Raw genomic sequence first — 26036 nt, 5'->3', positions numbered from 1 at the left:
CGGCATTCCGCCCGGCCGCGCGGGCGCGTCGACCGGGAAGCTCGGGCGTCGCAGGTCGCGCGCCGCCTTGCGGGCGAGTCCCGCCAGCGTCGGCCCCGCCGTCGGGCCCCTCATGCCGGGTGCTCCGGGCGGCGCAGCCGCCTGCGTGCCGCCGGCGTGGCCGACATCCGATGGTAGAGCTCGTTCACCTGGTTCACCGTCCCGGCGATGTCGAACTGGCGGAGTGCGAGTTCACGGCCGCGGTCGGCCAGCTGGCGCCGCGCCGCAGGGTCGGCGATCAGCTCGCCTACGGCCTGCGCCAGGGCGACCGGATCGGCCGGCGGGACCAGCAGGCCGGTCTTCCCGTGCCGGACGGTGTCCGGCAGGCCGCCGACATTGGTCGCGACGACGCCCTTGAGCATCAGCAACGCCTCCACCACCGTGTAGCACGCGGACTCGTCCATCGACGGGTTCACCAGTACGTCCAGCCCGGCCATGACCGAGCTGACGTCGGAACGGAAGCCGGTGAACCGGATCCGGTCGGCGACGCCGAGCCGGGCGGCGCGGCGCTCCAGCTCTCGCCGGTACTTCCCGTCCCCGATCAGTTCGTCGCCGACCACGAAGAACCTGGCGCCCGGATGCTGACGGAGAATCAGCGGGACGGCGTCGATGAAGACCTCGTGCCCCTTGACGCCGATCTCCCGGAAGTCCCGGAACGTGCTCGGGTACATGTAGGCGACCATGCCGACCGTCGGTGTGCCGTCGCTGATCTCGAACTCCCGGCGGAACGGTTCCGGCGGCATGGCCGGATCGAACCGGTGCACGTCGCAGCCGTAGTAGCTGACCGCGACCGTCCGCGCGCCCATCGCCCGATAGCGCCGTGCGATCTCCTGGCACGATCCGAGCACCAGGTCGTCCCGGTGCAGCGAGAGCCGGTCCAGGATGCGGAACGGCGCCATCCGCAGATGCACCAGGCCCGGGATCTGGGACACCACGAGCGCGGACCGCCAGCCGACCGAGGCCACCCGACCGGCCAGCACCGCGATGATCAGATGCGAGTGGATGACGTCCGGCCGGTACTCCCTGACGAATCGCGTCAGCTGCCACTGCGCGCGGAGCAGACCGGGCAGTTGCCTGATCCGTCGGGAAAGGCCGAACGGAATGATTTCCACCCGTACACCGCTGATCTCGCGCAGCCGGTCGGCGAGCGGACCCTCGCGCGGCAACACCGCGCACACCTCGTTGCCGAGCTCGGCCAGGCCCCGCACCTGGTCGTGAAACCAGCTGCCGCCGACCGCCGTGGAGGTGATCTGCAGGATCCGCAGCGGCGGCTTCCCGCTCTCCGGCCGCCTCATCGCGTCACCTGACCAGGAGCCGGCACCAGTCCGTCGGCCGTCACCGGTCTGCCGGCTGTCACCGGTCTGCCGGCCGCTGCCGATCTGTCGGCCGGCACCAGTCTGCCGGCCGTCACCGGTTCGCCGGCCGCTGCCGGCTTCGCGGCGAGGACGATCAGCACGAGACCGGACAGCAGGGTCGGGACCAGCAACACCTCGCCGAACATCGAGCAGATCCCCGTGCCGACCATGGCCAGGAGCGCCGCCTCACCCGCATGATCACCCGATCGGAGCGCGGTCCACGCCCGGCGGACGCCGAGCGCGACCAGTGAGCCGAAGCCGGCCGCGCCCACCAGTCCGGTCTGCGAGAGCACCGTCAGGTAGGTGTTGTGGGCGAAGTCGAGGAGGGGGAACTGAAGGAACATCACGTTGTAGTGACCCGTAGCGTGATAGAAGGCGGGTAGTTGTCCGGCGAAGTTCAGATAGCCGACGCCGAAGAGCGGGTGCGCGTCGAACATCCGCAGCGCGCTGCTCCACAGATCGAGCCGCACCGCGGAGTCGGTGTCCAGCGTGCTGCCACCGAGCACCAGGCCGAACCGGGCCGCGATCGCGGCGGGCATCAGCGGTACCAGGCAGGCCGCGCCGAATCCCAGCGCCAGGACGCCGCGCAGCGCCCGGCGATAGGTGTAGACCACCATCATCGCAATGCCGGCGAGATACGCCGCGCGGCTCAACGAGTACGCGATCCCGATGGTGAGCACGACGATTCCGCCGCCGATCGCCCACCTGTGCAGGCGCGGCTGGATCGTCTGGAAGCGCGCCAGCAGAACGGCCGCCGCCATGACGAACAGCGCGCCCACGGCGTTGTGGTTGGCGATGCCCGGCTGGGTGATGGCCAGGACGGCGCTGTCCGCCGCGGCGAGGTCCGTGCGGGCCGCGAAGACGGAGTCGGTCCGTACGATCTCGATCACGGCAAGGACCACGCTGCCGCCGCAGAACACCAAGAGCGCCCGGTCGAGTGCCGGCCCGGGTCCGGCGACGAGCGGCAGCAGCAGCAGCGGCGCGCAGGCCAGCAGCAGGTACTGCCAGGTCCCGGTGCCCAACCGAGTGGTGCCGCCGGCCACGGCGGTGGCGGCGACCAGGCAGCCGACCGTGCCGACGGCGATCAGTGCGCCGGCCGGCCTCGGCCTGACGATCTCCCGGCCCGTGAGGGCGCGGTTGAGCAGGCAGACGAGCATCAGCGCGACCAGCCGGTTCGAGGTGATGAGCGAAGACCCGACGGCGGACTGCGACAGCGGGATCGCGGCCGCGAGTGTGTAGAGGCCCACGTTCGGGGTCAGCGCGCAGGTCAGCACGAGGACCGTCAGCCCGCTCGCGATGGTTACGGGGCTGGGTGCGGTCGCCAGATATCCGACCGTCGCCGCGGCCAGCAGCGCCGCCGCGGCCAGCGGCGCCCTGCCGGCCAGGACGCCCGCCGCCCGCCACGAGTGCGCGCGCCGGCGTCCCTCGCCGACCAGCCCGGTCAGCGCGGCCCAAGCCGGTCGGGTTCTCGGCTCCCGCTGTTCTCGCCGTACCGACGGGGCCGGCGTCCGAACGGCCGCCGGCCGCTTCCCGGCGGCGTGCCCGGAGCGGACTCGCGACCGCACGGCGCGGCCGAGCAACACGGTGAACACCAGGAATCCGGCCGAGTCGGCGGCACCGGCACCCACCGCACCGAAGGAGGCGGTCAACGCCCCGAGCAGCACGACGTTGACGACGGCACCCAGCGCGGTCGCGATGATCACCGGCCGGAGCAGGTCCGTGGCCGCCAGATAGGCCTGGAGTGGGCGACCCGCGCTGAACAGCACCAACCCGGGCAGGACGACCCAGATCACCGGAACCGCCGCGGCGTACGGTGCCCCGTAGACCGCGGGAACCACGAAGGGCGCGGCCACCGCCGCCGCGGCGGCCGTTACGGCGGCGACGCCGAGGACGGTCCGGGTGATCCGGGTCACCGCGCGCACGTCCACCGAACCCGACGTCACCTGGGGAAAGATCATCAGCGCCACCGTGGTCGGCATCAGGAGCATTCCCTCGGCCACCGGCAACGCCACCACGTACATCGCGACCGCCGTGGACCCGGCCAGGAGCTGGATCACCGGCACGTCGAGGCGCAGCATCCCGTAGTGAATGAGATTCGGCAGATAGGCCCTCAGCGCGAAGCTGCCGAAGGCCCGGGCCGGCACTCGTTCGCCGTCGGGGTGCACGCGTACGGTGGCGGCGACCAGGAGCGCGATCGCCGCCACCAGATGCCCGGCGAGTGCCGCCAGGAAGCAGCTGGTGACGGTCAGCGATCCGGTTGCCCGCAGGCCGACGACTCCGGCGAGGTAGCAGAGCGAGGGGAGCGCGGTCGCGAGGTAGTACGTCATGACCCGGCCGCGGCCGATCTCCGCGGTGCCGAGCAGCGTGGTCAGCAGGGTCACCGGGCACATGGCCGCCGCGAGCAACGCGAACCGGAACGGCAGGCCGAGCAGCAGCACCGGCCAGCGATGACCGAGCAGCAGCCAGAGCCCGGCGGCTGCCGAACCGGCGATCAGGGAGAACGCCAGGCTCCCCCGGACGATCTGACGGAACGCCGTGTGCGAGGTGCCGGCGAACCGGGCATTGGCGTTGTCCACGCCGAGGACCGTCAGAATGCTGAGAACGGCCGGAGCGGAGACCATGAGGGCGAGCATTGCCCGGTCCTGCACCTCCAGGCCCCGGGCGGCGATCACGCCCGCCGCGAAGCTCATCGCCGTGGCCAGCAGACGGGTCGTCAGCGTACCGCCGAGCACGGCGGGGCTCATCCCGGGCAGCCGGCAGCGCAGGTTCTCGATGATTCGCCGCACCAGGAAATGGCCTCCGGAATCGTCATCGGGGACAGGAGCAGGAAAGCCGACGGGTATTCCCTCGGCGTGTACACACTGTCATAGCACGAACACGCACCGTAGCATTTGTTTTCGGCTGCCGGGCGAGCCGGGGCACAGCCGTGTGCCACCGGGTGGCGCACCGGCACAAGTGATCGGCGCGACAGGGAGAAGCCATCGTGAAGGTGCTCAGCGTGGTCGGCACGCGTCCACAGCTCATCAAGCTGGCCCCGATCGCATGGGAGCTGGCCGCGCGCGGCGACGACCACCTGATCGTGCACACCGGACAGCACTATGACCACCTGCTGTCCCAGGCATTCCTGGACGACCTCGGCCTCCCCGCGCCGGACGTGAACCTGGAAGTCGGCTCGGCCCCGCACGCGGAGCAGACCTCCCGGATGCTGGCCGGGCTCGCTCCGGTCCTCGCCAAGGCGCGTCCCGACTGGGTACTGACCTACGGCGACACCAACTCCACCCTCGCCGGAACCCTCGCGGCGGCCGCGAGGGACCTGCCGATCGCGCACGTGGAGGCAGGACTGCGGTCCTTCGACCGGCGGATGCCCGAGGAACGCAACCGGATCGTCGCCGATCACCTGGCCGACCTGCTGCTCGCACCGACCGCGGCGGCAATGACCAACCTGGCCGCCGAGGGCCTGGACGCCCGCGCGGTACTCGTCGGCGATCTGATGCTGGACACACTGAAGACGGTCAGGGACCGGTCCGCCGGGCCCCGCGGGGACGAACCGCCCCCGTTTCTCACCGAGAGCCCCGGTCCGTACCTGCTCGCCACGGTGCACCGGCAGGCCACCACCGACGATCCCGAGCGACTGGCCGCCGTCGTGGCCGCGCTCGCCGCCTGCCCACAGCCGGTCTGGCTACTGGTGCACCCACGGCTCGCCGCCCGCTGCCGCGCGTTCGGCATCGACCTTTCACGCGGAGCACTGCGCGCGGTCGACCCCCTGCCCTACCGGAGCATGATCGCCGCGCTGGCCGGGGCAAGCGGACTGATCACCGACTCCGGCGGCCTGCAGAAGGAGGCACTGGCGCTCGGCGTCCCGTGCTCCACCCTGCGCGCCGAAACGGAATGGCCGGAGACGCTCCACGACGGCTGGAACGTCCTGGTGCCCGACCTCCGCGACCTGCCGGCGGCGGTGGCCCGGCCGAGGCCCGCCGGTGAGCCGCCGAGCCCGTTCGGCGACGGCGGGGCCGCCGCCCGGATCATCGCCGCGCTGGCCTCACGGGCCGGCGCCGCAACCGCGCCCGGCGCGCCCCCGGCCGCAGCCCTGACGACGACGTGACTTCCTCCCGGACACACCCGAACCTGCGCGACGGTTCGGCCGCCTGCATATCGTCCGGGTAGAAGCGGAACTCGCAGGCCGCCCCACGTGAGCGGCCGTCACGGCCCACAGAAGACGCCGTCGGATCGCGACCGCGCGTGGGCGATCACCCGCCAAGACGCCGTACCGCCCTGGCGACGGCGCGACTTTCCCTGCCCCGCTACGCGCGGGAGCTTCGCCCCCGGCTGAAACCGGGAGTATCCACGAAGGAGCCCGGATGAGGATCTGGATCTTCAACCACTACGCCGCGCCACCCGACTGCGCGGCCGGCACCCGGCACTACGAGATCGGCCGGGCACTGACCACGGCCGGGCACGAGGTCACCGTCTTCGCCAGCAGCTTCAGCCACTTCAGCAGACGCGAGGAGCGGCTCGCGCCCGGCGAGAGGACCGCCATGCGGACCATCGACGGCGTCCGCTTCCTCTGGGTCCGCACACCGCCCTACCTGAGCAACGGATACCGGCGGGTGCTCAACATGCTCGCCTACACGGTCCGGGTGCTGCCGGCACAGCGCCGCCTGGAGCGGCCGGACGTGATCGTCGGTTCGTCGGTCCACCCCGCGGCCGTGCTCGCCGCCTGGCTGGCGGCCCGCCGCCGCCGCGCCCGGTTCGTCGTCGAGGTGCGGGACCTGTGGCCGCAGACCCTGATCGACATGGGCGCCCTCCGCCCGAACGGGCTGCCCGCCCGCCTGCTCCGGCTGGCCGAGTCCTTCTCCTACCGGCAGGCGTCCGCCGTGATCTGCCTGCTGCCCGGGGCCGCCGCCTACCTGGAGGCCCGCGGCGTCCCGCGAGACAAGATCCACTACGTGCCGAACGGGATCAGCGACCGGCCCGGGGCCGACGGCACCGGTGGGCGTGCCCTGCCTGACCCACCGGACGCGGGCAGCGGGGCCTCCGAGCTGATCGACCGGATCAGGCGCCTTCGCAAGGACGGCTTTCTCACGGCCGGCTATCTCGGCTCGCACGGCCCGGCCAACGGCATCGGCACCGTCGTCGAGGCCGCGGCCGAACTGCGCACCAGGGGAGCACAGGTGGCCGTCGTGCTGGTCGGCGACGGCCAGGAGAAGGCCGCGTGCCAGCAGCTCGCCGACCGCCACGGTCTGGACAACGTGCTGTTCTGGCCGCCGGTGCCGAAGCAGGCGGTACCGGCCGTGCTGGCGGAACTGGACGTGACGCTGTTCTGCGTGCGCGACGTCGCCGTGTTCAAGTACGGCCTGAGCAGTAACAAGCTGTTCGACTATCTGGCGGCCGGCAAGCCCGTGCTGTTCGCGAGCAACGCACCGGGCGGCCCGGTCCGCGAGTCCGGCGGCGGCCTGTGCGTGCCGGCCGAGTCGCCGTCGGCCGTGGCCGACGCACTGTCCGCCCTCGCCGCGATGAGCGAGACCGAGCGCGAACGGATGGGCGAACTCGGCCGCCGCTGGGTGTACCTGAACCACGGCATGACCGCACTGGCCGACGCGTTCCTCACCGCCGTCTCAAACCCGTTCGAACCCTCCGGGGGCCGCCCGGGCACCGACGTACGCACGTGACCTGAGGACATCGCCGGCGCCGGGCGGCCGGCGGAAACGGTGCGGACGGCGGCGGGGGTGCCCGCCGCCGTCGAGCACCCCCGCGCCACGCCCGTCATGGCCGCCCGGTGCCCCGCGCCGGACCGGCCGAGCCCTCATCTCGACGAGCACCGGCCCGGCCCGGAAACCGGGCCGGGCCGGGCCGGTGACGACCGGTCGATGCCGCCGGTCAGGTCACGGTCGACACCCCCGCGAAGGCGTACCGACCGTCCTGGGCCATGGCCATGGCCATGGCCTGCGGCCCAGGACGGACCGGGCCGCCCGTTCCGATGGCCAGCCGGGGCACGCCGGACCAGAGCGCCGGATCGGTCACCGATCTGCCGTCCAGCAGCGCGGCGACACCCGGTAGGTCGGCGGGCCCGATCCGGGCGTACTCCGCATGGTCCGCCTGCACGATCGCGACATCGCACGGCTCGCCCAGGTGGTAGGGCTGCAGGCCGAGCGCGGTCAGCTCCGCGTCGTCGTACAGCGGGTCGTGGACCAGGGGGATCGCGCCGTGCTCGACCAGCGCGCGGACGACCGGCAACACGCCGCTGAACGCCGTCTCCTTCACGCCGCCGCGGTAGGCGGCGCCGAGCACCGCGGCCCGCCTGCCGCGCAGATCGCCGGCCAGCGTCGCCAGCATCCGGACCGCCCGGGCCGGCATCGCGTCGTTGATCTCGCGGGCCAGTACCGGCATCCGGGCCGCCGGATCGCCGGCGGCGTACAGCCAGGGGTAGACCGGGATGCAGTGCCCACCGACCGCGATCCCCGGCCGGTGCAGATGGCTGAAGGGCTGGCTGTTCGCCGCCTCGATGATCGGCAGCAGATCCAGCCCCGCGTCCTGCGCGAAGCAGGCGAACTCGTTGGCGAGCGCGATGTTGACGTCGCGATAGGTGGTTTCGGCCAGCTTGGCCAGCTCGGCCGCCTCTGCCGAACCGAGGTCCCAGACCCCGTTGGGACGTGGCAGGTCGGTCCGCTCGGTGAAGCGCAGCACGGAAGCGTAGAACGCGGCCGCGCGCTCCCCACTGCTCCGGTCGATACCGCCGACCAGCTTCGGGTACCGGGCCAGGTCGGCGAAAACGGTACCGCTGGAGACCCGCTCCGGGCTGTGGCAGACGCCGAAGTCGGTGCCCGGGCGCAGCCCTGACGCGGCCGCGAGCCGCGGGGTGATCCGCTGTCGCGTGGTGTGCACCGGCAGGGTGGTCTCGACGATCACCAGCGATCCGCGCCGGAGACCGGCGCCGACCGCGTCCACGGCCGCGTCCAGTACGCGGTAGTCCGGCCGCCGGTCGGCGCCGATGACCAGCGGCACCACGATGACGATCAGCTCGCTGTCGGCCACCGCGGCCGTGGTGTCCGTGGTGGCCCGCAGGGTCCCCTCGCCCGTGACCTCGGCGAGCAGCCCGGCGAGACCCGGTTCGCCGGGGAACGGCGGCACGCCGGCCGCCACATCGGCCGCCACCCGGGGATCGATGTCGGCGCCCCTCACGTGATGTCCCGCGGCGGCGATCGTGACCGCGAGCGGCAGACCGATCTTGCCCAGCCCTACCACCGTGACCGTGGCCATCAGAAGAACCTCCGCGAGTTCAGGGCCGGTACGTAGCCCGCGACCAGTACCGGCAGGTCCCCGTGCGATGCGGCGGGCGGCTCCGCGTGCGCAAACGCGGCCCCGTGCGCGGCACCGTCCTCGCCCGGCCGCGGCGGGACGACGGCAACGACCCGCTCGGGGCCGGGAAGGACGATATCGGCCCCGCCGTGCGGCACCTCGACGCCGACCCGCGGCACCGAGAGGATGGCGCTGGTGACGTCCATGACCTCCACGCCGGCGCGCATGGGCACGATGTGCTCGGCCCGGCCGTGCACGGCGGCCACGAAACCCTCGAGCTCGGCCCTCAGCGGCTCGTGGGCGGCCAGCTCGCAGGCGATGCCCGGGCTGCCGGCCACCGGCCCGGCGGCCCGGTCGTCAGGGGCGGAGCGGAGGTCATGGCGGTGCAGCCGGAGCGCGGGAGCCAGCAGGTCACCGCGCAGACAGCCGAGTTGGCCGGTCACCGTCACCAGCCGCTCCTTGACCGGCGACAGCCAGTTGACCAGGTGGTTGACGACGGTGCCGTCCTCGAGCACACCGGCGACCGCGGCCAGGTCCTCGTGGCTGCTGCCACCGGTGACCTGGTTGGTCACCGCCGACACCTTCAGGTACGGCGACCCCGTGATCCATCGGGTCAGATCGATGTCGTGGCTGGCCAGATCGAGGATCACCCCGACATCGCGGATGCGCCGCGGGTACGGTCCCTGGCGGCTGGTGGTGACCTGGAGCACGGTGCCGATCTCGCCCCGGGCGATTCGGTCCCTCATGGCGCGGATCACCGGGTTGAACCGCTCGATGTGCCCGACGCAGCCGACCAGCCCGGCCTGCTCGAAGGCATCCGCCAGCGCCCGGCCCTCCTCGGCGCTCGCGCTGAGCGGCTTCTCGATCAGGGCGTGCACGCCCGCCCGGGCCAGCCGGGTGCCGATGTCGGCATGCGCCAGCGTGGGTGCGGCCACCACACAGATGTCCAGGCCCAGACCGAGCAGTTGGTCCAGGTCCGGGAAGACCGGCAGGCCGGCGCCGGCGTGACGGGCGGCCTGCGGGGCCGGATCGCAGGCCCCGATCAGACGTACGCCGGGCATCGTGGCCAGCACCCGGGCGTGGTGCCTGCCCATCGTGCCGAGCCCGACGACCCCGGCGCGGAGCGCGGTCACCGGTCACCGACCGGCTTCGGAGCGCTCACCGCGTCCAGCGGCACGACCCCCGCAGCGGATGCGCGGCCCGCCGGAACGGCCGCGGACAGCACCGAGGCGGCACCGGGCGGCGCCGCCGCGGCCCGGCCCACCGCAGCGATCACCGCGTCGGCGATCTCCGCCACGTCGGCCTCGGTCAGACGGTGGTGCACCGGGACCGAGAGCATCGCCTCCGCGACCGCCTCGGTGACCGGCAGCTCGGCAGGCCCGCCGTCCGCGATCGCCCTCCCGCCCGCGCCGCACCGTGCGAAGAGCGGCTGCCGGTGCACCGGCGGGAAGTAGACCCTGGCCTCGATGCCCCGGCCGAGCAGGTCCGCGAGCACCCGGTCGCGGACTCCTGGCAGCAGACAGGTGTACAGCATCCAGGTGCCGCGGGCATCGGGCGCCTGGTACGGCGTAGTCAGGCCGGGCACCCCGGCCAGCCGCCGAGTCAGCGATTCGGCGATCGCGCGCTTGCGCTCCAGGATGCCGTCCAACCTGCGGAGTTGCACCCGGCCGATCGCGGCCTGCATCTCGGTCAGCCGCCAGTTGTGGCCCAGGCTCTCGTGCCGGTACAGCCCGGTCTGGCCGTGGTTGCGGAGCAGTCTCAGCCGCTCGGCGACGTCCGGATCGTCGGTCAGCACGATGCCGCCTTCACCGGTGGTGATGTTCTTGGTCGGTGTGAAGCTGAACATCGCCGACCGGCCGAACGTGCCGACCGGCCTGCACCGGTACTCGGCACCGGCCGCCTGCGCGGCATCCTCCAACAGCGGCACCCCGGCTTCGGCACACAGCCCCGCCAGTGCGTCCAGGTCGCCGGGCTGCCCGGCATAGTGCACGGTCAGCACCGCGCGGGTGGCCGGCGTGAGTCGGGAGGCGACCACGGCCGGATCGAGGTTGAAGGTCTGCGGGTCGATGTCGGCGAACACCGGCCTGGCACCGACGTGGCACACCGCGGTGGCGGTGGAGACGAAGGTCATCGACGGAACGATCACCTCGTCGCCCGGGCCGATGCCCTCGGCGAGCAGCATCGCGTTCAGCGCGGCCGTGCCGGTGCAGAACGTCACGCCGAACCGCGCCCGATGACGGTCGGCGAACTCCTGACCGAAGGCTTCGTTCTCCGGGCCGTTGGTGAGTACACCGCTGCGCAGCACGCGGCGTACCGCGTCCAGTTCCTCCTCCCCGAGGTCGGGGCTGGCAAGCCGGATCCGGGCGTTGTTGTCAGGCACCTAGGGTCCTTTCTGGTGTGTGAGCGATCGGATCGCCGTCATGGCTGGCAGTGGCGCCGTCCCGCGCCAGGACCGTCCAGACGGTGTGCAGGAGGATCTTCAGGTCGAGCAGCAGGCTCTGCCGGCACAGGTACTGCAGATCCCACTCGATCCGTTCCGGCCAGCTCAGTTGCTGCCGTCCGCGTACCTGTGCCAGGCCGGTCAGGCCGGGTGTCGCCCGCAGCCGCAGCCTCTGCCGGTCGGTGTACCGGCCCACCTGGTAGGGGAGCGTGGGCCGGGGTCCGACCAGGCTCATCTCCCCGCGCAACACGTTGATCAGCTGGGGCAGTTCGTCGATCGACAGCCGACGCAGCCACCGGCCGACCGCGGTCACCCGTGCGATTCGGGTGCTTTCCGGCGTGGCCGCCCCGTCCGGCGGATCCCCCATCGTCCGCAGCTTGAGCAGGACGAACAGCCGTCCGTCGCGGCCGACCCGGGGCTGCCGGAACAGCACCGGCCTGCCGTGCGCGAGTAAGTGCGTCAGCGCGGCCGCCGCGCAGATCACCGCGGCCGGCCCGATCAGCAGGCAGACCACGAGGAGGTCGAGCTGTCGCTTGCCCTGGTAGGACCGCCGGTTGCTGGCCGCGGTGGCGAACGCCGGCCCTGCGGCGGCGGGCGGGACGAGCGTGACCGCCCCACGTCGGCGCCGCGTCGTCCGGGCGGTCACTGGCCGGCCTCCGCTGGTTCGGGCGACGCGGGGCGGGCGGGCGGTGCCGTTGGTTTCCCGGGCACCGGCACCGGCACCGGGCCGGGCGCGGCGGTGAGCCGGACCAGGGCCGCGCGCACCTCGTCGGGATCGGTGAGGTGACCGATCTCCGTCACCCCACCGGGTTCGAGCGCCGGTACGGGCACCTGCCTGACCAGCGGGTGCCGCGGCCGGTGGTCGCGCTCCCCGGCACCCAGCAGGTCCTCGAGCAGCTTCTCGCCGGGCCGCAGCCCGGTGAACACGATCTCGACCCGGTGCGACGCCGTGGCCGCCATTCGGCGCGCGAGGTCGGCGATGCGGACCTGCTCGCCCATGTCCAGGACCAGCACCTCGCCGCTGTGCCCCACGGTCACTGCCTGCAGGACCAGCTGAACGGCCTCGGTGGCCGTCATGAAGTACCGGGCGACCTGCGGATGCGTCACGGTGACCGGGCCGCCCGCCGCGATCTGCGCGGACAGCGAGTCGAGCAGGGAGCCGCGGCTGCCCAGCACGTTGCCGAATCTGACCGACACCCAGGTTCCCGGCGCCTGCTCGGCCATGTGCGCGGTCAACCGTTCCGTGATCCGTTTCGACGTACCGAGCACGCTCACCGGGTCGGCGGCCTTGTCGGTGGAGATGTTCACGAAGGACTCCACACCGCAGGCGGCCGCCGCTCGCAACACGTTCAGCGTGCCGGCCACGTTCGTCTTCAGCGCCTCCGACGGGTACCGCTCCAGGAGGGGGAGATGCTTGACCGCTGCGGCGTGGAACACGATCTCCGGCCGGGCCTGCGCGAACACCTCGCTGATCCGGGCGGCGTCCCTGATGTCGGCGAGCACGGTCTCGTCGGAATCGAGCAGCGCACGGCCGTGCAGCGCGAGCTGGATCGCGTGCAGGGCGGATTCGTCCCGGTCGAGCATCACCAGCGACGCGGGGTGCAGCCGGTGCAGCTGGCGGCACAGTTCGGAGCCGATCGAACCGCCGGCGCCGGTGACCAGGATCCGCCGCCCGGCGAAACGGCTGGCAGCCGCCGTCAGGTCGAGGCGGATCGGCTCGCGTCCCAGCAGGTGGGTGATCCGCGGGTCGCGGACGCCGTCGATCCTGGCCGAGCCGGAGACCAGCTCGTGCACCGGCGGAATGACCTTGGTCGTCAGCCCGGCCGACTCGGCCAGCGACACCAGGTCCGCGATCACCCGACCGTCGCCGCGCCCGCCGGCGATCGCGATCACCACGATCTGGGCCCCGGTCTCGGCCGCGACCTCGGCGAGCCGCTCCCGGCCACCTCGCACCCGGACACCGCAGATCCTCAGCCGGTGCTTGCCCGGGTCGTCGTCCAGCAGGGCAACCGGCTGGTACCGCGCGCCGCGCTGGCCGGCCAGCCGGTGCACCAGTTGCGTGCCCGCACTGCCTGCGCCGAACACGATCACCTTGACCGCAGCCGGTGCCGGCCGTCTCGGCCTGCGCCGGACGGCGGCGACCGCAGCCCGTGCGGTGATCATCCCCAGGGCGCTGACCATGGCGGCGATCTCCGCCACGGCCGGCCTTTCGCCCATCAGCGGGAACCGGTCGCCGCCGACGGCCTCCAGGCAGAGCGCGGTCAGCCCGGCGGTGCCCAGCACGGCGCCCAGCTCCGCGCGGCTCTCCAGCTGAAACCGCCCGGAGTACAGACCGCACACCGCTCCGGCCAGGACCGCGGCCACGGAGGTGGTGAGGCAGGCGAGGACCCCGGGGCCGCTGACGGCCGACACGCCGCCCTCGCCGTTCGGGTCGACGATCAGCAGACTGCACGCCCAGACGAGCGCGTCGGCGGCGGCCCAGGCCACCCGCGCGCGACGGCGGGCGGTGACGTGAGACCAGCTGGTGGTTTCGATATGCGGCCGAGTGAGGTCGGTCCGTTCGGCGGCCGCAGCAGGGCGGACCACCGCGTGACTGGCACATTCCCCGTGCAACGTGGCTCCCGATCAAGCCGGATCGTTCGTTCCCCGTTCGAACGCCCTGTCTGCGGTGCCGGCACGAACGGTGCCGAACATGACAGGGCGCCATGTCTGAGAGTAGTTGAACGATTACTGATGGTAGTGTGAATCATGACAGAGATTTTTGACCGCGCACCTGCAGACACGGTGAGAAGGCGAGACGGGTATGGCATTGCGGAGTCTCCTCGGATTGATCAGGGATCGTTGGAAGCTCATCGTCGTCGTGACTTTGCTGGCCGGAGCCGTCAGTGCGGGCTTGACCGCACGGGCGGCCCGCACGTACTCCTCCAGCCTCACCTTCCTGGTTTCGGCGCAGGTCGATTCGTCCAATGTGATGCAGGCCTACCAGGCCGGCCTCCTGTCCCAGCAGAAGCTCGAGTCCTACGCCAACCTGCTGACCGGCCCGATGCTGGCGGCTGCCGTGGTCAAGACGGGTGAACTGAAGGTCGATGCGCGCGAGTTGCAGTCGCGGATCTCCGCGAAGGCGGTCCCGCAGACGGTGCTGCTGCGGGCGACCGTGACCGGAGACTCGCCGGCGCAGGCGCAGGAGATCGCGCGTGTGATCGCGGTCGTCTTCCCGCAGCAGATCAACCAGCTGGAGCGCCCGGAGACCGGCGGGGCCTCGACGGTGGTGATCCGGGTGGTCGCCCAGCCCAGCTATTCTTCCGAGCCCGTGTCGCCGAAGCCGGTCCGCAACATTGCCGCAGGCCTGGCCCTCGGCCTGCTGGCCGGGCTCGGCCTGGCCGCCGTCGCCCGCACGCTGGACACCTCGCTCAAGACCGCCGAGCAGGTCACCCATGCGCTCGGCGGGAAGCCGGTACTCGGCGCCATTCCGTACGACCCGGCCGCGCGGGGCACCCCGGTGCTGTACGACGCCGATCTGGTCGGTTCGAGGATGGAGGCGTTCCGCAAGCTCCGGGTCGCCTTCGGGTTCGTCCAGGTCGACGCGCCACGCAAGGTGATCATGTTCACCAGCGCGATGCCCCATGACGGCAAGAGCACCACGGTCTGCAATCTGGCGGCCGCGCTGGGCACGGCCGGCACCAAGGCGATCATCGTCGAGTGCGATCTGCGCAGGCCTCAGGTCGGCAGGTACCTCGGGCTGCCGAACGGAGCCGGTCTCACGGACGTCCTGCTCGGCCGCGCCTCCCTGGACGACGCCGTCCAGACCTGGGGCGACGACGACGTGGACGTACTGACCAGCGGCACGCTGCCGCCCAACCCGGGCGACCTGCTCGGCTCCCAGCGGATGGAACAGCTGATCGAGGATCTGCGATCGCGCTACGAGGTCGTGCTGCTCGACCTGCCGCCGACGCTGGCCTTCGCCGACGCGGCCGCGGCGGGCCAGCACTGCGACGGCGCGATCGTCGTCGCCCGGCACGGTCGGACCCGCATCGAGCAACTGCGCAGGGTCGTCGAATCGCTGACCGCGGCCGGCACTCCGGTGCTCGCCGGGGTGCTGTGCATGGCACCTCAGCGCCGGGACACCGACGGCGGCTGGCTGTACGGCTACCGCTACTACCAGGCCGAGAAGCCCCGCAAGTACGGCACCCGGGTGACCCGTGCGCGCGCCGCACGCACCAGGACCGGCGCCGGCGCCCAGGCTGGTGGCCAGCAACTCCCTGGCAGCGCCGTGGACGCGGACACGGCTCCGCCGGTCGCGCGCTGACCACGGCGGGCCCCGGTGACCACCTTCCGCCTCCGCTACGTCTGCACCGCGAACCTGTGCCGATCACCCCTGGCCGAACGGATCACCGAGCTGCGGATGCTGCCCGCTACCACCGGGCAGCCGTGGCTCGCCGTGACCAGTGCGGGCACCCACGGCCAGGACGGCCTGCCGATGCATCTCCCGGCCGCGGAACTCCTGACCGGGATCGGCGCCGATCCGGCCGGGTTCATCAGCCGCCGGTTGACGGCCGCCATGGTGGCCGGCGACGACCTGGTGCTGACCGCCGAACTGGCGCACCGGGACGCGGTCATCGCCTTGTGCCCGGCTGCCTCCCGACGCACCTTCCTGATCCGCGAGTTCGCCCGGCTGGTGCGCCACCCCCCGGTGACCGCCGGCCTGCACGCACCACGAGCCGCCGACGGGCCCGCGGCCGGGGAGGCAGCGCGGGAGCTGGTCGCGGCGGCGGCCCGATACCGCGGCCGGATGCCCTGGCAGGAGCCGGCCCTCGACGAGATCGCAGATCCGGACGGCACCGAAGCCATGCTCACCGCGTGCGCCAAGGACATCGACAGGGCGGTGACCCAGATCGTCACCGCCCTGCTCGGCCCGGCCCCGCAGCCCGCCACCGTGCCTGTACAGACCATCATCCCGATCGACGGAAAGGGCCCGCAAACATGAACCCAGCGGCCACCGAGCCAGCCGCAGAGCTCGAGAACGGTCCGGCATCCCCCGCGCGGGAGCGGCGGACGGGACCGGTGGTGCCCCCAGCCGCCGGCGCCGACCGCGACCCGGCGGAGACCGTCCGTGCCGACGTCTCCACGGGCCCGCCGAGTCGAAAGGAGCACCGGATCCGGATCGGCGAGCCACAGCTCGGTGTCGAGGAGGAGACCGCCGTCCTCGCAGTGCTCCGGTCCGGACAGTTGACCAGCGGCCCGCGCGTGGAGGAGTTCGAACGGGCCTTTGCCGCGGCCCACGGTTCCGCGCACGCCGTCGCGGTCAGCAACGGGACCACGGCGCTGGTCGCGGCACTGCGCGCGCACGGCATCGGGCCCGGCGACGAGGTGATCACCACACCGCTGACCTTCGGCGCGACGCTGAACGCGCTTCTCGAGGTGGGCGCCGCCGCGCGATTCGCCGACATCGACGACGACTTCCTGCTGGATCCGGCGGCCGTCGCCGCCGCGATCACGCCGCGGACCCGGGCGATCATGCCGGTCCACCTCTACGGCCTGCCGGCGGACATGCCGGAAATCACCGGGCTGGCCGAGCGCCACGGGCTCACCGTGATCGCGGACGCCGCGCAGGCGCACGGCGCCCTGGTAGCCGGGCAGTCCGTCGGAGCCGCCTCGACGGCGACCTTCTCCATGTACGGCAGCAAGAACATCACCTGCGGCGAGGGCGGCGTGGTCACCACCCCCGATGCCCGGATCGCCGACCGGCTGCGGCTGATCCGCAACCACGGCATGCGCAACCGCTACGAGCACCTGGTGACCGGCTCGAACTACCGGCTCACCGAGATGCAGGCCGCGATCGGTTCGGTTCAGCTCGGCCGCCTGCCCGAGATCAACCGCAGGCGTGCCGCCCATGCGGCCCGGCTGACCACCGGCCTGGAGGGCGTCCCCGGGCTGATCACCCCTCGGCAGCCGGCCGACCGGCTGCACGTCTGGCACCAGTACACCGTCCGCCTCACCGACGATGCACGGGCCGGGCGTGACGAAGTGATCGAGGCGCTGGACCAGGCCGGTGTCGAGGCGCGGGTGTTCTATCCGCGGCTGGCCTTCGACCACGACTGCTACCGCGACCACCCCCGGATCGCGCGCGGCGACACACCGCGCGCCGAGCTGATCACCCGCCAGGTGCTGTCCCTGCCGGTCCACCCCCGCCTGACCGACACCGACCTCGACCGGGTGATCGACGCCGTGCGGCGGACGCTGGAAAGCCCGGGCCCCGAGCCACACCCCAATCCCTGACGCATCGTCCGCGGAGTCGCTCGTTCCGGTCAACGTCGACCGCCATCTGCCGGTCACCGCTGGGATCACCGCGACCAGCGTGTTTACGTGGAGATGCGCATTCTCTGAATGCATCGCCGGCCATACGGCCGAGTACTCGGAAGGATCCTTCAATGAACAGCAGATCCGTCGTAGCAGAGGACAGACGCTCCACCGGTTTCCGAACAACCCTGCGGTGGGATCGTGGCTCCCTCGGAATCCTCATCGTGTTCCTCATCTCGGCCCTGGGCGCGGCGTTAGGCGCAGCGCCGTCGGCCCAGGCCCACCGCCCACCGGGCATCGCCTATCCGCCGTCCTCGTGCGCGGCAAGGGTGAGCACCGCGCTCGTGCCCGAGGGCGGATCGCTGACCGTCTTCGGCTGCGGCTTCGCCCCCCAATCGCCGGTGTCCATCGACGTCCTGAGCTCGGTCGTCCACCTGACGACCGTGCGCGCAGACAGCAATGGCGACGTGGTGGCGGAGGTGACCCTCCCCAAGGCGATCAAAGAGGGCCCGCACACCATCCGGCTGACCGGTGAGAACCCGGACGGGACCGAACGCGTCCAGAAAGTGGGCATCGAGGTCTACGAAGACGGGCACGGAGCACCGCCCTCCCCGCCGGGAACCGGCGGCCATGAGAACGGCGGCCATGAGAACGGCGGCCATGAGAACGGCGGCCATGAGGCCGGCGGGCTCGCCGGGACGGGGCTCTCCGGCATGACCTTCACCGTGGCCTCCGCCGGGCTTCTGCTGAGCGTCGGAAGCCTGACCCTGCTCCTGGTCCGCAGCCGTCGTCGGCGGGCACGTGCGAGCTGAGTTCCCCACTCACCGGGCGGATGAGCCCGAGCAGGCGGCCGGGCCGGCAAAGCACCGCAGGCCCGGCCGCCGGATCCTTCTCGGCGCCGCTGTGATCCTCCTGCCCCTGGCGGCACTGAGCGGCGGTGTGCTGCTCCAGGCACGGGCGGTGCACGCGCACCTCTCCGCAGCCCAACAGGACGTTGCCCGGCTTGCCGCCACGTTCGAACGCGGCGCGACGCCCTCCGAGCACGAGCTGGCCTCACTCAGGGAGCACACCGGCGCCGCCCGCAGGGCGACCTCCGCGCCCTGGTGGACGGCGCTCGGAGAACTCCCGCTGGCCGGCCGCCCCTTCCGTACCGTGCACGGCATCAGCGTGGCCGCCGACGAGGCGGCCACGCAGGTGCTACCGGACGCGGTGCGGCTGCGCGAGGTGGCCGACCCTGCCCGGATCATGCGCCAGGACGGCGGCGTGGAACTCGAGCGGCTGGCGGCGGCCGAGCCGGTGCTGGCCCGCATCGAGACGAACCTCCAACATATCGGGCACAACCTGACCGCGCTGCCGGGCGCCACCGGCATCGGCCGGCTGGACGCCGCGCGTGTCAGGCTGACCGCACAGGCGGCGCGCCTGGCACGGTCGGCCGAGAGTGCCCGCACGGCGGTGCGGATGCTCCCCCCGGTGTTGGGCGAATCGGGCCCGCGTTCGTACTTCTTCGGCTTCCAGACCAATGCCGAGGCCCGCGGCACCGGCGGTCTCGTCGGCGTCTTCGGCATCCTCACCGCCGACCACGGGCGGATCACCGTTCACGATCTGTCCTCCGACGACGCGTTGACGTCCGTCCCCGAACCGGTCGTCGACCTCGGCCCGGACTTCGAGAGCAGGTACGCGGGCGGTGACAGCACCCGGCTGATGGCCAACTCCAACCTCTCCGCGCACTTTCCGTACGCGGCGCAGATCTGGACCGGCTTCTGGCGCCAGAAGACCGGCCAGCAGCTGGACGGGGCGATCGCCACCGACCCGGTGGGGCTGGCTCGACTACTGGAGGCCACCGGCCCGGTGCAGCTACCGGACGGAGAACAGCTGACCGCCGCCAACGCGGTCGCGCTCACCGAGAGCACCGCCTACACCCGCTACACCGACAAATCGGCCCGTAAGGACTTCCTCATCCAGGTCGCCCAGTCGGTCACCGAGGCCCTGCTGCACGGCCGGCACGACCCGGTCGCACTGCTACGGGCCCTGCACCAGCTCGCCGGCGACGGCCGACTGCGGATTTGGAGCACCGACCCGCACACGCAGGAGGCTCTCGAGGACACCGAACTGGCCGGCAGCGTGCCGCAGCAGAACGGCCCCTACGCGGCTCTGGTGGTCAACAACTCCGCCGGGAACAAGCTGGACTACTATCTGGACCGATCACTGCGCTATGAACTGGCGCCCTGCGTCGCCGGGATGCGCGAGAGCCTCGTCCGCGTCCGGCTTGCCAACAACGCCCCGGTCTCCGGCCTGCCGGAGTACGTCAGGCTCCGCTCCGACGACCGCACGCACCCGCATTCGCCCGGTTCCACACGGATCTGGGTCTCGCTCTACGCCACTGTGGGAGCGCAGTTCAGGGGCGCCGAGCTGGACGGACGACCGCTGCCGATGTCGCTCGGGACCGAACGCAGCCACCCGGTGCTGGCCAGCGAGGTCGAGCTGGAGCCGGGCCAGGTACGGGAGTTGGTCATCCACCTGCGCGAACCCGCCTCGGCCCGGCCACCGGTGGTGCCGGTGCAGCCACTGGTGCGGCCGCAGACCACCCAGGTGGTCGCCGCACCGTGCCAAGAGCCGAACTGACGCCACCGCGGGTCGACTGCAGGACGGCGCGGTGTCGACGCCGACGCCGCAGATCACCGGTTGAATCCCGTCCGCGGCACCGGCACCGGCACCAGTACCGGTGCCGGTGCCGGTGCCGGTGCGTCAGTGATCCGGTTTTGACCGTTGACTTCCGCTCTCCCGCCCTGATCGACGCGCTGTGCGGGGGAAAGGTCCCCGGCTCACCCGCGTTCCACAGGCTGACATGTTCAGTCCGGCTGTCCTCGGCGATGCTCATCGCCGCGTTGATGCCGTCCAGGCCTGTTCCGTGAGCCCGCAAGTTCTCGGTCCTCGCAGATGATCTTCATGGAGCCGGCGAGGAATTCCTGCCGTGCGTCGGCCACCCGGGACGAGTACCGAAGCCGCACGATGATCAACCTGCCGGTGGGCACTGACAACCGTGCCGGGGCTCCGTCCCGTAATCGGTGGTAGCGCTGTGTGGTGATCACTGGAGAGGATGCGGTGGCGGAGCAGGGGGAACCCGGCTCGGCCATGCATCTGCACCGCGGGGTCCTCGGCCCGGCGTCGGCGCGGGCGGTCGCGACAGGGATCGACCGGTGTGGGCTTGTAGCGGGGTGCCCGGCGCTCTGCGGTGGGCTCCTTCATGCGGGCGTAGCGCTTGACGGTGTGCAGTGCGATGTCGAGGCGGCGGGCGCATTCGAGCAGCCCGACGCCCTGGCCGAGCAGATTGTGGACCTGCTGTCGGCGTTCGCGGGTGGTCTGCTCGCGGACGCCTCCGGGCCTGGTGGGGTTCACCGTGGTCGCCCAGCAGGCGGCGTGGGAGCGGACCTCGGCCAGGACCTTTCCGTACAGGTTGGACCACAGGTGCCACCGGTCGCTGACCGGAAAACCAGGGGGTTGGCCGGGCAGCACGGGATGGCCCGTCGGCGTTCGGTGACGGCGGGCTGTGGACGGGGAGGTCGGCTGGTCGCGGGGGTGAGGGTGGCGTCGTGGCCGAGGGCTTTCAGCCGGCGGACGAGGTCGCGGGTCCTGCGGGCGGGATCGAGGTGGCGGGTGTGCCAGTCGGGCCCGAGATCGTGGTAGCGGGCGTAGGGGTCGGTCATCAGGTGCCGGACGGCGACGAGGATGGAGCGGGCGACGGCGACCAGGGCTTTCATGTGGCCACGGCGTTTGACCGGGCGGCGGTGGCGGGCGCCGAGGAAGGTGTCGGTGCGGGCGGCGGAGATCGCGGCCTCGCCGAGCGCGCCGCGCAGCCACGGGTTGCCCTTCCCGGTCGGGCCGCTGGTGTGCTTGCCGCCGGACTGGATGGCGCGCGGGGACAGTTGGGCCCAGGAGACGAGGTGGCCGGGGGTGGGGAAGACGGCGGCCATGTCCAGGCCGGTCCCGGCGAGGATCACCTGCGCGGTGCCCGGGCCGACGCCGGGGGTCTCGTCCAGGCGCTCGACGTCGGTCAGGGCCAGCAGCAGGCCCTGGCCCGGTGTGTCGTTGCCGCTCGCGCCGGAGGCGGGAGCCTCCGGGCCGGGGCCGGAGGCATCGGCCGGCTGCGCGAACAGGTGAGTGATGCGGGCAGTGAGGCGATCGGTCTGCACGGTGAGGTGGTCGATCATGTCGAGCAGCGTCCGCAGCATGAAGGCGTGGTGCTCGTCGAAGCCGCCGCGCAGGGCCTCGGCCGGGCTGGGACGGGGACGCCTTGACCTTGCCGTGCGCGAGGGAGGCCAGCTGGTGCGGGGAGCCTTCTCCGGCGATGAGTGCCTCCAGCATCGCGCGGCCGGAGGCACCGTAGATGTCGGAGAGCACGGTGGACAGCTTGATCTCGGCGTCTTCCAGGAGTTTTCCCCGCGCTGCTTGTGGCGGGTGCGTTCGTGGGTCAGCACCGCGCGGGTGCGGGTCAGGTCCTGCAGCTCGCGGACCGGCTTCGGGGGCACGAACGAGCGTCGCAGCATGCCGCGTTCGGCGAGTTTGGCCGGCCAGACCGAGTCCAGCTCGACGGTCTTCGGGCGGCCGGGACGTTCTTCACGTCGCGGGCGTTGACGAGCCAGCAGTCCAGTCCGCGGGCCTCCGACAGGAAGAACCAGGCTTCCAGTGGGTCGACTTGCCTCCATCACCACCTGGGTGACGCCCTGGCAGATCAGGTGGTCGGCCAGGTCCAGGATCGCCCCGGAGGTCGCCGCGCAGTGGAAGACCCGCTGCACTCGCCGGCCCGAGCCGTCGTCGTGCGGGACCCGCACGCACACCATGCCCGAGGCCTTGGCGATGTCGATCGCCGCAACCCGTTCCACCTTCTCGACCGACTCCTCGGTCACCTCATCGACGCCCTCGGCGCCGACCGTGGCATCCGCCACCGTCCGTCTCCCAGCTCTCGAACCAGCACCACGAAGCGGTGCCCGCCCGCAGGGGACCGAGGGAAGACGAGAATCTGACCGACGTGCTCGAAGCAACAGTGCGCGGCCCCTCAAGCGCCCCCGCACCAGACCGACCCACAGGCTCAAGATCCCACGAAACGACCGGAGTCCACCGGGCGAGGAACCGGCCCACATGTTTTCACGCCCGCAGGCGTCCCCGCCCGGGGCCAAGATGACTGACCTGCACTGCTTCGGGGAGGGTCTGGCGGGTCGCCTCGCCGTAGGAGCCGGAGCCGTCGTGGCAGACAAACGTACTCGATCCCGGGGTGCTCGCGCAGCCGTGCGACCAGGGTCTGGGTACTGCGGTCGGGCAGGACGTCGATCCGCTTGCCGCTCTCGGCGTCGATGAGCACGGTCGCGTAGCGGTGCCGGCGTTTGAGGGCGAAGTCGTCGACGCCGAGCACACGCGGAACGCGTGGCGGCGGCGATGCCCGGCGCATGAGCATGCGCAGGTGGTCGAGCGAGAGATGCAACAGGCCAGGGCACGGGAGAGGCGGGCGCCCGCCCGGCCCGATAACTCCTTCACCACGGATCCGAGCCGGTCGGCCAGGCGAGTAGTGCGGCACCGGTAGCGCTCCACGACGCCGGGAACCTGATCGCGGAACATCTGCCGCGAGCAGCCGAGCGCCAGGCACACCGGCCGCCGCAGCCTCGCCCGGACCACCACCCGGCGGCCGTCCACCGGCACGTCCGTCACCGTCCGCCAGTGATTCCGTGCACCTTCGCGGGTCGGCACCCCGCACACCAGGCACGGCACCCGGCCATCCCCGGTCCGGGCCGTCACCCGGACCACCTCACCGCCATCCGCCACATCCTCGACGACCAACGCCGACGACCCGGAAAACACCACACCCACAACAGAGTTGGCTCATCCACACTTCATGATTACAGTCAGGTGCACAGTGTCACCACCGACTACGAAACAGGCCGAAATCCGGACAGACCCCCTTGACTCGGCGTGACTGGTGTGCCAATGATGGGGGCCTGGTACCTAGTAGCCAGGCGTAGTGGTCGGCGCAGAAGCGCCCGAGACGGCCGACGCCATTTCTGGGCCGGGGGTGTGCGGGGCGGGGCATCGCACCGGGGGTTTCGTTCCAGGCCCGTGCGTCGTGACAGTGTCTCTTCCCATCTCCTCGGGCACTCCTGTGTCCTTTTTGAGGGACTCTCCGCGATGTGCTTCACCTCGCCCCGCGACACCTCCCGTGTCCGGTGCGCAACGATCGACAGCCATGCCACGCCATCGAGTTCGCCGCCCGGCGCACCGCCCTCAGCGCTCCTTTCGACCTGCACTCTCTGTGTATTCGAGCGGCTACCGCGCTGCGCGGTACGGATCGCTCGAACGGTCAACCCGCGCGTCGTTGCAAGGCGCCGTGCGCCGGCACCGTCGACGGGGAGCGCGTCATGACGGCGGACGCCGCCGGCGGCTCGCCGATCAACCTCCGCCACGGCTCCGCTCCTGCCACCGCATCCGCGCCCTCCGTTTCAGCTCCCCGGAGGATCTGCGGGAACAGCCGGGCCTGCGCTCAAGCACCGAGAACGGGTCGCGGCGTCCGTGGGCCGTGCTGCGGCATTCGCGACGCCGCACTGCCGAGTCTGGACGTTCTCGTCGCACTGGTCGCCGCGACCGCGCACCGTATCCGGTGGCCGGAGCCGCCGACCGTCCTGGGCCGAGCATCCCGTGCTGCTGACCGCAGCGCCCGGAAGGGACGGCCTGGAACGAACGGCGGCGACACCGAAGCTGCCTGCCCTCGCCTTGCCGCCCGTGATTCGCTTTACACCCCCTTGATGGCTTTAAAGCCGACCTTGACGCGTCGGGCGAGCCTGCTTCGTCCGGTGCACCCGGTTTCGGCGAGCTGCATGGAGGCGTGTTGGCGTGGTGCGGCCGCGTGGACACCCGCTTCGGGACCAGCCGACGCCGCAGCGGCCCCCTGGAGAACTTCCTGATCTTGGCGCCGCCGTCGGCCCGGGTCTGATCCCCTGCTCACCCGTGGGGGAGGACCAATCCCGGCACCGGGGGCGTGGGAGTCCGGTCTTTCGCAGCGTCATGCGACGGATTACCTGAACGACCCTCGGGAAATGTCGAGCGAAATTCCTGGTCGATTACCGATCGCAGTTGCCGACGAGTCGACGTCGCAGTGCGAACCGCCCGCCGGCAGGGCTGACGAACCACACCAGGCCGATGATCAATTCATTTCCGGAATTCCCGAGAAATCTCGGCACGTGCGCAACAAATCACACCATGTGGCGCCCGGCAGGTTTCCCGACCCTTTCCATCCAGCTAAGGATTCTCCCGTGACCAACTCGCACTCCTCGACAAAGAAGCGCCGGCGAATACTCCCGCGGGCGCTGCCAGGCCGAATTCGCCCTCTTCAAGGAAGTCCGGCGAAGCGGACGCCGGTCCGCCGGATCCAGGAACCGGCGGCAGGACCCCGCAGTCGGCGGAGATTTCTCCGGCCGGGCGTGGCCACGACTGTGGCGATGGCCATGTTCTCACTCCCGGCCATTCCGCTGATGGCGGGTACGGCGGCCGCGACACAGCAGGTCTCCCCTTCGGCAGATGCTGGCGCCGTTGATGACACGGACTACATCCAGCAGCTTCTCAACAATCCGAAGAACGGCGTAGTGGATCTGCCGTACCGCCCCTCCTCCGCGCCGTTCATCATCAGGCCCGGCCTTACCATCCCGCGAGGCGAAGTAATCAACGGACACGGGACGACCCTCAAGGTCAAGGACAACTACGGCGACTATCGCGCCATCATGACGGCTCCGCCAACCACGGACCTTTCCGGCCTCAAGATCACGGGCATCGTCTTCGACCAGAACGCGTCAGGAAACCCGATTACAACGAGCCCGACGCCGGCTTCGCCACGGTTCGTCCTCGCCTTTCTCGCCGGCACGGGGATCACCATAACGCAAAACATGTTCATCAACACAAACAATACGAACACGGTCGTCACCGGAAGTGCGACGCGCGACGTCGTCCTGTCCTACAGTACTTTCTCGACCGTAAACGTCCCGTGGCACGACCATTCTTCCGTCTACACTTCGGGCACCAATACCGTGATCTATGGCAACAAGTTCAACGGTAACGCCTCCCTTGCGGCCGCCATCGAAGTGCACGGCGACAAGGTGAACATCCAGAACAACACGATAAATGACTACTACCGCGGAACCAACATTGTTGCCTCCAACACCACCTTCTCGAACAACACCGTCTACCGGGCCGCGAACGTGGTCGATCTCTGGTCAACCGTGGCGCCGGGCCTCCACGACGTAACGATCACGCAAAATCGAATACAGATCGATCTCGCCCACTGGGAACAGGTGCTGAAATCACTCGGCCGCACCATGCCGGCTCGGCAGTACACGCAATTCGTCATCTACGACGCGGTTTCGACCTACCCGTTCACTAGAATCTCCATCCAGAACAACACATCAATTCCACTGCAATGAACCGTCGCCCTGAAAGGGCGGCCCGTCTCACCGCCGCGCTGTGCCACCGCGCCCCGCAACGGCTCCGTATGCCAGTCGATGCCTCGCGCGAGCCGAAGTCCCCCGGGATCTTGGACGGCTCGATACTGCTGCTGCTTTCATCAAGTCGTTGGC

Annotated in this window: 16 protein-coding genes and 2 pseudogenes; 8 read left to right on the top strand and 10 right to left on the bottom strand. The window is 71.2% G+C overall.

The window, feature by feature from the left end; genetic code table 11:
• Positions 1–110 precede the first annotated feature (110 nt).
• Positions 111–1334 (bottom strand): glycosyltransferase, encoded by a 1224-nt coding sequence (locus AB0M03_RS22160; protein ID WP_363493420.1) that lies wholly within the window; start codon positions 1332–1334, stop codon positions 111–113.
• Positions 1331–4180, bottom strand: a complete 2850-nt coding sequence (locus AB0M03_RS22155; protein ID WP_363493419.1) for an O-antigen ligase family protein — start codon at positions 4178–4180, stop codon at positions 1331–1333. The genes AB0M03_RS22160 and AB0M03_RS22155 overlap by 4 nt, the downstream gene beginning before the upstream one ends.
• Positions 4181–4377: 197 nt before the next feature.
• Here AB0M03_RS22155 and wecB point away from each other — a divergent pair, with 197 nt between their 5' ends.
• Complete coding sequence (gene wecB, locus AB0M03_RS22150) at positions 4378–5496, top strand: UDP-N-acetylglucosamine 2-epimerase (non-hydrolyzing) (RefSeq protein WP_363493417.1); 1119 nt, start codon at positions 4378–4380, stop codon at positions 5494–5496.
• 256 nt (positions 5497–5752) lie between these two features.
• Positions 5753–7063 (top strand): glycosyltransferase family 4 protein, encoded by a 1311-nt coding sequence (locus tag AB0M03_RS22145; protein ID WP_363493416.1) that lies wholly within the window; start codon positions 5753–5755, stop codon positions 7061–7063.
• Between the two features lie 208 nt (positions 7064–7271).
• On the opposite strand, the gene AB0M03_RS22140 is transcribed toward AB0M03_RS22145, so the two are convergent.
• From AB0M03_RS22140 to AB0M03_RS22120, 5 genes are read right to left on the bottom strand one after another with little or no spacing between them, the layout of a single operon-like run.
• Positions 7272–8651 carry a nucleotide sugar dehydrogenase gene (locus AB0M03_RS22140; RefSeq protein WP_363493414.1) on the bottom strand — a complete coding sequence of 460 codons (1380 nt, stop codon included), beginning with the start codon at positions 8649–8651 and terminating at the stop codon, positions 7272–7274.
• A complete protein-coding gene (locus AB0M03_RS22135) occupies positions 8651–9823 on the bottom strand; it encodes a Gfo/Idh/MocA family oxidoreductase (protein WP_363493412.1) in 1173 nt (390 codons plus the stop codon). Before AB0M03_RS22135 ends, AB0M03_RS22140 begins: the two co-directional genes overlap by 1 nt.
• On the bottom strand, positions 9820–11070 hold the full coding sequence (locus tag AB0M03_RS22130) for a DegT/DnrJ/EryC1/StrS family aminotransferase (protein WP_363493410.1): 1251 nt from the start codon (positions 11068–11070) through the stop codon (positions 9820–9822). Before AB0M03_RS22130 ends, AB0M03_RS22135 begins: the two co-directional genes overlap by 4 nt.
• The gene (locus tag AB0M03_RS22125) at positions 11063–11776 is read right to left on the bottom strand and encodes a sugar transferase (RefSeq protein ID WP_363493408.1); all 714 of its coding nucleotides are present in this window, start codon (positions 11774–11776) and stop codon (positions 11063–11065) included. The genes AB0M03_RS22130 and AB0M03_RS22125 overlap by 8 nt, the downstream gene beginning before the upstream one ends.
• Positions 11773–13617 (bottom strand): SDR family NAD(P)-dependent oxidoreductase, encoded by a 1845-nt coding sequence (locus tag AB0M03_RS22120; RefSeq protein WP_363493406.1) that lies wholly within the window; start codon positions 13615–13617, stop codon positions 11773–11775. The genes AB0M03_RS22125 and AB0M03_RS22120 overlap by 4 nt, the downstream gene beginning before the upstream one ends.
• Before the next feature lie 316 nt (positions 13618–13933).
• Here AB0M03_RS22120 and AB0M03_RS22115 point away from each other — a divergent pair, with 316 nt between their 5' ends.
• The 5 genes from AB0M03_RS22115 to AB0M03_RS22095 all read left to right on the top strand — a co-directional run bounded on the left by AB0M03_RS22115 (position 13934) and on the right by AB0M03_RS22095 (position 20049).
• A complete protein-coding gene (locus tag AB0M03_RS22115; protein WP_363493404.1) occupies positions 13934–15436 on the top strand; it encodes a polysaccharide biosynthesis tyrosine autokinase in 1503 nt (500 codons plus the stop codon).
• A gap of 15 nt (positions 15437–15451) precedes the next feature.
• Entirely contained in the window at positions 15452–16114 is a 663-nt protein-coding gene (locus AB0M03_RS22110) for a hypothetical protein (RefSeq protein WP_363493402.1), read from the top strand.
• Positions 16115–16191: 77 nt separating this feature from the next.
• On the top strand, positions 16192–17406 hold the full coding sequence (locus AB0M03_RS22105) for a DegT/DnrJ/EryC1/StrS family aminotransferase (protein ID WP_363493400.1): 1215 nt from the start codon (positions 16192–16194) through the stop codon (positions 17404–17406).
• A gap of 152 nt (positions 17407–17558) precedes the next feature.
• Positions 17559–18239, top strand: coding sequence for a hypothetical protein (locus tag AB0M03_RS22100; protein WP_363493398.1), 681 nt, complete (start codon positions 17559–17561; stop codon positions 18237–18239).
• A gap of 91 nt (positions 18240–18330) precedes the next feature.
• Positions 18331–20049 carry a DUF4012 domain-containing protein gene (locus AB0M03_RS22095; RefSeq protein WP_363493396.1) on the top strand — a complete coding sequence of 573 codons (1719 nt, stop codon included), beginning with the start codon at positions 18331–18333 and terminating at the stop codon, positions 20047–20049.
• A gap of 513 nt (positions 20050–20562) precedes the next feature.
• Here AB0M03_RS22095 and AB0M03_RS22090 read toward each other — a convergent pair.
• From AB0M03_RS22090 to AB0M03_RS22080, 3 genes and pseudogenes are all read right to left on the bottom strand, one after another.
• Positions 20563–20910: pseudogene (locus AB0M03_RS22090) on the bottom strand (ISL3 family transposase); the annotation flags it as partial.
• Positions 20820–22565 (bottom strand): IS110 family transposase, encoded by a 1746-nt coding sequence (locus AB0M03_RS22085; RefSeq protein WP_363493502.1) that lies wholly within the window; start codon positions 22563–22565, stop codon positions 20820–20822. The gene AB0M03_RS22085 and the pseudogene AB0M03_RS22090, both read right to left, overlap by 91 nt.
• 40 nt (positions 22566–22605) lie before the next feature.
• Positions 22606–23277 (bottom strand): annotated as a pseudogene (locus AB0M03_RS22080) (transposase); the annotation flags it as partial.
• 1631 nt (positions 23278–24908) lie between these two features.
• Here AB0M03_RS22080 and AB0M03_RS22075 point away from each other — a divergent pair.
• Positions 24909–25883 (top strand): right-handed parallel beta-helix repeat-containing protein, encoded by a 975-nt coding sequence (locus AB0M03_RS22075; protein WP_363493394.1) that lies wholly within the window; start codon positions 24909–24911, stop codon positions 25881–25883.
• The last annotated feature ends 153 nt before the right edge of the window (positions 25884–26036 follow it).

The sequence above is a fragment of the Kitasatospora sp. NPDC051914 genome (assembly GCF_040680995.1).
Classification (GTDB): Bacteria; Actinomycetota; Actinomycetes; order Streptomycetales; family Streptomycetaceae; genus Kitasatospora.
The sequence above is the reverse complement of the archived record's forward strand: the minus strand, read 5'-3'. Positions and strand labels throughout refer to the sequence as shown.

Excerpts from the sequence above, each read along its gene's own strand:
- AB0M03_RS22160 (WP_363493420.1), bottom strand. The coding sequence starts at position 1,334 with ATGAGGCGGCCGGAGAGCGGGAAGCCGCCGCTGCGGATCCTGCAGATC.
- AB0M03_RS22145 (WP_363493416.1), top strand. The coding sequence starts at position 5,753 with ATGAGGATCTGGATCTTCAACCACTACGCCGCGCCACCCGACTGCGCG.
- AB0M03_RS22140 (WP_363493414.1), bottom strand. The coding sequence starts at position 8,651 with ATGGCCACGGTCACGGTGGTAGGGCTGGGCAAGATCGGTCTGCCGCTC.
- AB0M03_RS22115 (WP_363493404.1), top strand. The coding sequence starts at position 13,934 with ATGGCATTGCGGAGTCTCCTCGGATTGATCAGGGATCGTTGGAAGCTC.
- AB0M03_RS22100 (WP_363493398.1), top strand. The coding sequence starts at position 17,559 with ATGAACAGCAGATCCGTCGTAGCAGAGGACAGACGCTCCACCGGTTTC.
- AB0M03_RS22085 (WP_363493502.1), bottom strand. The coding sequence starts at position 22,565 with ATGTGGGCCGGTTCCTCGCCCGGTGGACTCCGGTCGTTTCGTGGGATC.
- AB0M03_RS22075 (WP_363493394.1), top strand. The coding sequence starts at position 24,909 with ATGGCCATGTTCTCACTCCCGGCCATTCCGCTGATGGCGGGTACGGCG.